The organism is Sodalinema sp., assembly GCF_046483825.1.
In the GTDB taxonomy this organism is placed as follows: Bacteria; Cyanobacteriota; Cyanobacteriia; order Cyanobacteriales; family Geitlerinemataceae; genus Sodalinema.
On sequence record NZ_JAWOCL010000158.1, the window covers coordinates 1 to 6,955 of the forward strand.

Annotated in this window: 7 protein-coding genes; 3 read left to right on the plus strand and 4 right to left on the minus strand. The window is 51.9% G+C overall.

What is annotated here, in order from left to right; all coding sequences use genetic code 11:
• Nucleotides 1-999: Rpn family recombination-promoting nuclease/putative transposase (locus tag R6U67_RS10310; protein ID WP_410252461.1), on the plus strand; the 999-nt coding region annotated here is incomplete at its 5' end.
• A gap of 22 nt (nucleotides 1,000-1,021) precedes the next feature.
• On the opposite strand, the gene R6U67_RS10315 is transcribed toward R6U67_RS10310, so the two are convergent.
• The 4 genes from R6U67_RS10315 to R6U67_RS10330 form a co-directional block, all read right to left on the minus strand.
• Nucleotides 1,022-2,005 carry an FTR1 family protein gene (locus R6U67_RS10315; protein WP_410252462.1) on the minus strand — a complete coding sequence of 328 codons (984 nt, stop codon included), beginning with the start codon at nucleotides 2,003-2,005 and terminating at the stop codon, nucleotides 1,022-1,024.
• A gap of 77 nt (nucleotides 2,006-2,082) precedes the next feature.
• Entirely contained in the window at nucleotides 2,083-2,517 is a 435-nt protein-coding gene (locus R6U67_RS10320; protein ID WP_410252463.1) for a bacterioferritin, read from the minus strand.
• 98 nt (nucleotides 2,518-2,615) lie between these two features.
• A complete protein-coding gene (locus R6U67_RS10325) occupies nucleotides 2,616-3,350 on the minus strand; it encodes an alpha/beta fold hydrolase (protein WP_410252464.1) in 735 nt (244 codons plus the stop codon).
• Nucleotides 3,351-3,661: 311 nt separating this feature from the next.
• Entirely contained in the window at nucleotides 3,662-4,777 is a 1,116-nt protein-coding gene (locus R6U67_RS10330) for a hemolysin family protein (RefSeq protein ID WP_410252465.1), read from the minus strand.
• 108 nt (nucleotides 4,778-4,885) lie between these two features.
• Between R6U67_RS10330 and R6U67_RS10335 the strand changes: the two genes are divergently transcribed.
• Together R6U67_RS10335 and rimO are read left to right on the plus strand one after the other, a co-directional pair.
• Complete coding sequence (locus R6U67_RS10335; protein ID WP_410252467.1) at nucleotides 4,886-5,161, plus strand: hypothetical protein; 276 nt, start codon at nucleotides 4,886-4,888, stop codon at nucleotides 5,159-5,161.
• A gap of 82 nt (nucleotides 5,162-5,243) precedes the next feature.
• Nucleotides 5,244-6,572 carry a 30S ribosomal protein S12 methylthiotransferase RimO gene (rimO, locus tag R6U67_RS10340; RefSeq protein ID WP_410252466.1) on the plus strand — a complete coding sequence of 443 codons (1,329 nt, stop codon included), beginning with the start codon at nucleotides 5,244-5,246 and terminating at the stop codon, nucleotides 6,570-6,572.
• Nucleotides 6,573-6,955: the final 383 nt, after the last annotated feature.

Sequence of the window (6,955 nt, forward strand, 5' to 3'; positions counted from 1 at the left end):
ATGACATCAGACCGTCACCCCCCAAATATAGACTTTGATAGCCCCTGGAAAGACCTCATCGAATGCTACTTTGAGCCATTCATGAGTTTTTTCTTTCCCGAGGCCAGTCAGGGAATCGATTGGACAAGGCCCGTAGAGTTCCTAGACAAAGAACTGCAACAGGTGGTTCGGGATGCTGAACTGGGGAAACGCTTCGCCGATAAGTTGGTGAAAGTCTATCGCCTCGATGGCTCAACAGCTTGGGTGTTGGTGCATATCGAAATCCAGAGTCAGGCCGATGAGGACTTTATCGAGCGGATGTACCAGTATAACTATCGCATCCGCGATCGCTACTCGCGCCCAGTGGCCAGTTTTGCCGTCCTAGCAGACGAACGCCACTCCTGGCGACCTCAACAGCTCAATGAAGACCTGTTCGGCTGTCAGTTGAGCTTCAGCTTCCCCACGGTGAAGCTATTAGACTATCGCCAGCATTGGTCAGACCTCGAGCAAACCAACAATCCCTTTGGGGTGGTGGTGATGGCGCACCTGAAAACCCAAGAAACCCGCCATAATGGGAGAGAGCGTCAATATTGGAAGTGGACGCTAATTCGTCGCCTCTATGAAGGAGGCTGGTCTCGCCAGGATGTGATTAACCTATTTCATTTCATTGACTGGCTGATGCGTCTCCCGGATGCGTTAGAGGAAGAGTTTTGGCAACAAGTTCGTCAATTGGAGGAGCAAAGGAGAATGAGATACGTCACTACCGTTGAGCGTCGTGCTAAGCAGGAAGGACTTGAAGAGGGTCTGCAACAAGGATTGTCGCAAGGACTTGAACAAGGACTTCAACGTGAAATTTCCTTGGTCATACGTTTATTAGTGGGTCGTTTTGGACCTCTAAGCCCAGAACTTGAACAGCAGGTGCGGAGTTTGACCATTGACCAGGTTGAGGCCTTGGCGGTTAACCTGTTGCAGTTGGACAGTCGAGAAGACTTGGAACGTTGGCTGGAGGAACTTCGATAGTTCTTCATCGTTCTGAGCCACTCTAACGTTCTGCTGGATGGGGATGGCTGGCTTTCGGTACCGCAGTTCCTCTCAGACTCTGGAAGTACAGCCATCCTGCACCCAGTAAAAAACTCACATACGCGATCGCCTGGGCGAGATAAAGACGATCGCGGTAACCCAAGAGAGTTTTCAAGACCACTCCCGGAAATTCCTGATCGGGTAAGACGGCTCGCGCATCCCAAACCAGTCCCCCGAGAACACAAGAGGCGCCATTGGGATCGCACCAATTGGCAAATTGGGGTTGTAACCCAGCCAACGCCTCCACCGCGCCATTGACCTGTTTCAAGGCCGAAATCACGAGGCCCGAGACAATCAGCAACAGAAACACCCCCATCACCCGGAAAAACTGGCGGATATTGATGTTCACCCCGAGGCGAAACAGCAACAGCCCTAACGTCGCCGCTACGGCTAAGCCAGCTACAGCTCCTAACGTCGGAATCCATCCCTGTTGAAATTTCGCTAGAATAAACACCACCGTTTCAAAGCCTTCGCGCAACACGGCAATGAAGACAAGGCTAAACACCCCCCAAGCGGCGGCATTTCCTTGGATTAGGGGTTGTACCAGGGGAGTCTCTGAGCGGGTTTCCCCTCGCTCTAGGGCCGATGTCACCGCTCCTTCAATGTCTCCCTTGAGCGATCGCGCCTGTTGGGTCATCCAGAGTAACATCCAACTGAGCATGACAATCGCCACAACACAGAGCGTTCCTTCTAACAACGGCTCCACAACCGGCGTATAGGGATGCCCGGAACGGCGCAAGGCCTGCATTCCGTTGTAGAACAGCCAGCCCACGAGGGCGCTGGCCCCAATTCCGGCCGCTACCCCCCCAAATACCCAGGATTTGAGTTGGGATTGCTGGGCTTTTTTGAGACAAGACAAAACAATCCCCACCACTAAAGCGGCTTCAAAGCCTTCTCGCAAGGTAATCACGAAGGTGGGGAGTGCAGCCGTCAAATCCAGAGTCATGGGCGATCGCAACAGTTAGCCGTCAGGTCAATATCCTATCCCTGCCATTATAGGCAGCGTGGGTCTAGGTGGCTTCCCTAGCTAAAGTCCCGTAGCATTTTCTTCAACTCAATGGTGTGCAGTTCTTCGGTGCCGATCATGCCTCGGGTGTACTCTTCAAGGTAAACACTGGCATTCTCGACGGTGCTTAACAGTTGCTTATACATATCCAGGGCGGCCTGCTCATGATTCAAGCTCTCATGGAGGAGATCGGAAACTGAGTGTTGATAACTTTCTTCAATAGGCGAGATTTTCTGGCTGGGATGGCCGCCAATTCCGGTGAGAATTTCTCCGGCTTGCTGGGCATGAAGCAACGACTCCGTCGCTTGGGCCTTGAAGAAATCCACAATGGGAATCCGATTGGGGCCGGTCACCATGAGTGAGTAGTGGGTATAGCGCACCACTCCGGCTAACTCGAACTCCATAATCGTATTGAGAAGTTCGATGGTTTTTTCGAGATTGAGATCTTTCATGAAAGCTGAATGACAGTGTTTGCGTACAGACATCTTCTACTCTATCGCAGTCAGTTCTCGCGATTGTCAAGAACTTAGGAGGTTTTGAGCCTAGATGTTCACGCCGCTTGAGGATAGAGAAAGCAAGTCTGGGTATGGTATTGCCAAAAACTACGAATACGATCGCCGACGGAGGTTGGGTCAAAGTAATGGAAAACATGGGTATCTCCCGGATGCTCCCAAAGGCGATCGCCCCGTTTGAGCCAGGGAATCCAGCCTTGAAGTTGGCGGCGATCGACAATGGTATCGCCGCGACTCCCACAGACGAACAGAGGCACCGAAACGCCCCCCGGTGTAATGCGATCGCGCTCATACAGAGAATGAGCCGAGGGAGATTTCAGTAAATCCGCCTCTAAAATCCTGATTCCCAGTTTAGTATCCTCCCAGGAACACGAACCAACGATCGCCCGCACCATTTGGGCTAACAGCATCTCCCGGCTACAAGGTAACAATTGCCGCTGCACATAGTAATGAGCCTGCCAATCCACCGCTGGGTGACAGCCAACCCCCAGTAAACTCAAGGATTTCACCCGTTCTGGATAACGGCGGCTATAGAGCAACCCTAAGGTTCCCCCAGTACTATGGCCAATCAAATGAACCGGATGGTTGAGATCGCACAAATAGCCGTGGAGAAGGTTGAGCGCCAGGTCCAGCGACGTTGGCTCGTCAGCATGTTGACAATACTCCCACTCGGCAACCAGCATGGTTTTCGATAAATCCTGCATCAGAGGGCGGTGGAACCGTCGCCAACTGGGATTGGGGTTAAGCCAGATAACTTGAGGAATCTTAGACATGGCGCGATTTAAGCAAAACAACTCCGTGAATCATTCTCAATGGAATCGATGTTTATTGAGAATTAAGTGCAATAGTGTTGGTCTTAGCGTAGCAGGTGTTTTGATTTTTTGAGAAAGATTAGCAATAATTTTAGATAGATTTATCTAATCAGAACTGCGATTTAGATTATTATTCTCAATTTATTGCTTGGGGCGGCGGGGTGACATTTGACCTCAAAATCCAGGTGTAGCCTTGGCTAAGTTGGGAGTTTTCCCAGGTAGACTATCCCGTCATGGCCACCCGGTTCTTGAGAATCGCCCAGCCGAGGTTCTCACCGCGATCGCCCCTCAGGGAAGTCAAGGTGATCGCCGGGGTGAGGAGGGGTTCTCAATTGTTTGGCCCGTTCGAGACGGCTGAGAAAGTCACTTTCATCATAAATTTCGCCGACGAGTTCCTCTAAGATATCTTCGAGAGACACCAACCCCACCGTTCCTCCATACTCATCGACAACGATCGCCAAATGGAGTCGCTGTTGCAGCATTTCCTTGAGTAAATCCGCCACGCGCTTCGTTTCCGGGATATAGACGGGGGAATCCATAATCGTGGTGACGCGATCGCCGCCCCCCTGGGGATGCGATCGCAGATGTTGCAAGGCCCGTTTGAGGTGAACAATCCCCAAAATGCAATCCTTCGACTCCTCCTGAACCGGAATCCGAGAATAGCCGGTTTCTAAACACAAATCCACCAGTTCTTGTAAGCTGGCATCATAGGCGATCGTCCGCATCTCAATTCGCGATTTCACCACATCTTTGGCATTCAAACTATCCAGCATCAACGCCTTATTCAGAAGCTGATGTTTATGGAAATCCAACTTACCTTTCCCACCGAGGACTTCAATCATCAATTGCAAATCTCGCACAGACTCCCCTTGCTGGCCAGACCGCGACTTAAATCGCTTCAAGGCAAATTGAGTCACCGCCTCAAAGAGTTGAATCACCCGTAAAAACGAGAGAACTTTGGACAGCCAATAAATCGGGTGAATAACAATTGAGAAAATGAGAAAAGCATGGTTAATCGCGACAGATTTAGGTAGAATCTCCCCAAACGTTAGCACCAAAAAAGTGATGACTGCTGTGGCAACTCCCACCCCTCGATTGCCCAACCACATACTAAATAAATTGCTCGTCAAAATCGCCGAAAGATTGTTGACTAGGGTGTTACCCACCAAAATCGTAATAATAAACCGTGACCGATTTTCTAATAAAGCATTTAAAATAAATTTAGGACTCTTTGGCTCCTGAATTAACGAGCGAATCTTAAAATTATCCAAGGCCGTCAGTGCTGTCTCTGACCCAGAAAAGAACCCTGATAACAGTAACGTCAAAATGAGAACTGCAATATCGAGCCAGACACTTCCCAAAAGAGGGGGAATATCAGACGTTGCCAAAAACAAGTACATGAAAGACGATGAATCAAGCAGCATTACGACGGTTATAAAACATGAGAAACCCCGGCTTGTCCGAGGACAACGCCAGGATTTCTTAACAATATCCTCTTGTCCGGGGTTGGATTATCCGGCATATGCAGCCTGGTACGCCCACCAAAGCAAGAACGCAATGCCACCGAGAATAAAGACCGAGGACAGTGCGATCGCCACCGGCGTATCCGCACCTTTAAACTTCATGATTCCACGATTGAGGTCAGTCATAATGCAGAGGTTTGTTTAAACTTGTACAACGTTGAGTATTGGGGGGTTGAGTATTCGGGGGCGAGCATCAACGTCAACACCATCAGTTACAAAACCCCTCATCCCAGTTTTAGTGTAGTATAAGTGCGTGTGGCCCAACCACAACAGGTCACGCCAAATCAGCAAAATCTTCTCTGTCCCTATCAACGCCCCTTACAACTCATCTATGTCTGGCACTCCCACCATCGCCGTCTCCCATCTCGGCTGCGAGAAAAATCGCATCGATACCGAACATATGCTTGGCTTGCTGCTACAAGCCGGCTACACCATCGATGCTAGCGAAGATTTCGCCGATTACGTCATCGTCAACACCTGTAGCTTCATCCAAGCCGCGCGGGAAGAGTCGGTGCGGACCCTGGTTGAACTGGCCGAAGAGGGCAAAAAAATTGTCATCACCGGCTGCATGGCCCAACACTTCCAGGAAGAACTCCTCGACGAAATCCCCGAAGCCGTTGCCGTCGTGGGAACTGGAGACTATAACAAAATTGTCGATGTGATCCAGCGTGCCCAACAAGGGGAGCGCGTCAAAGAGATTTCAGCCAACCCCACCTACATCGCCGACGAATCCACCCCCCGCTATCGCACCACCAGCCAGGGCTACGCCTATCTGCGAATTGCCGAAGGCTGTGACTATCGTTGTGCCTTTTGCATTATCCCTCATCTGCGGGGCAACCAGCGATCGCGCCCCATCGAGTCCATCGTCGCCGAAGCCGAACAACTGGCCGAACAAGGGGTCCAAGAATTGGTTCTGATCTCGCAGATTACCACCAACTACGGCGTTGACCTCTACGGCAAACCTAAACTGGCGGAACTGTTGCGAGAACTGGGCAAGGTCGATATTCCCTGGGTGCGGATGCACTACACCTATCCCACCGGCATCACCCCAGCGGTGATGGATGCCATTCGCGACACCCCCAACGCCCTCCCCTATCTGGATTTACCCCTACAACATTCTCATCCCGACGTTCTCAAGTCCATGAACCGTCCCTGGCAAGGACGAGTGAACGACGAGATTATTGATCGCATCAAAGCAGCCCTCCCTGAAGCGGTGTTACGCACCACCTTTATCGTGGGTTTCCCCGGCGAAACGGACGAACAATTCCAGCATCTGGTGGAGTTTGTCAAGCGTCACGAGTTCGATCATGTGGGGGTGTTCACCTTCTCCCCAGAAGAAGAAACCCCAGCCTTCTCCATGGAAAATCAAGTTCCCCAAGAGGTGATGGACGAACGGCGAGATATCTTGATGTCCATTCAGCAGGGGATTTCCCAAAAACGCAATCAACAGCAAATTGGCAAGGTGGTTGATGTGTTAGTTGAAGAACTCAACCCACGCACGGGACAATGGATTGGGCGATCGGCCCGTTTTGCCCCGGAAGTCGACGGGGTGATTTATGTGGAGGGATCTCCTGAAATGTCCCCGCAATTGGGAACCCTGGTTCCTGTGACGGTTATCGATGCCGACGCCTACGACCTCTATGGGGAGGCGATCGGCTAAGTCCTCTATCCTCCTCTCTCCCCCTCTCTCTCCCCCTCGTTCCTTGGCTCTGCCAAGGAATGCTCCGGAGGAGGCTCCGCCTCCCGTCCACAGGCGGCAGAGCCGCCCAGAGGACGTGTCACGGCTTCAGCCATGACACGAGGAGAGGGGGGGAGGCAGGAGAGCCTAAGGAATGCTCCGGAGGAGGCTCCGCCTCCCGTCCACAGGCGGCAGAGCCGCCCAGAGGACGTGTCACGGCTTCAGCCATGACACGAGGAGAGGGGGGAGGCAGGAGAGCCTAAGGAATGCTCCGGAGGAGGCTCCGCCTCCCGTCCACAGGCGGCAGAGCCGCCCAGAGGACGTGTCACGGCTTCAGCCATGACACGAGGAGAGGGGGGAGGCAG

Bases quoted from the DNA above. Each gene is read 5' to 3' on its own strand.
- R6U67_RS10315 (WP_410252462.1), bottom strand. From the start codon at position 2,005: ATGACTCTGGATTTGACGGCTGCACTCCCCACCTTCGTGATTACCTTG.
- R6U67_RS10320 (WP_410252463.1), bottom strand. From the start codon at position 2,517: ATGAAAGATCTCAATCTCGAAAAAACCATCGAACTTCTCAATACGATT.
- R6U67_RS10325 (WP_410252464.1), bottom strand. From the start codon at position 3,350: ATGTCTAAGATTCCTCAAGTTATCTGGCTTAACCCCAATCCCAGTTGG.
- rimO (WP_410252466.1), top strand. From the start codon at position 5,244: ATGTCTGGCACTCCCACCATCGCCGTCTCCCATCTCGGCTGCGAGAAA.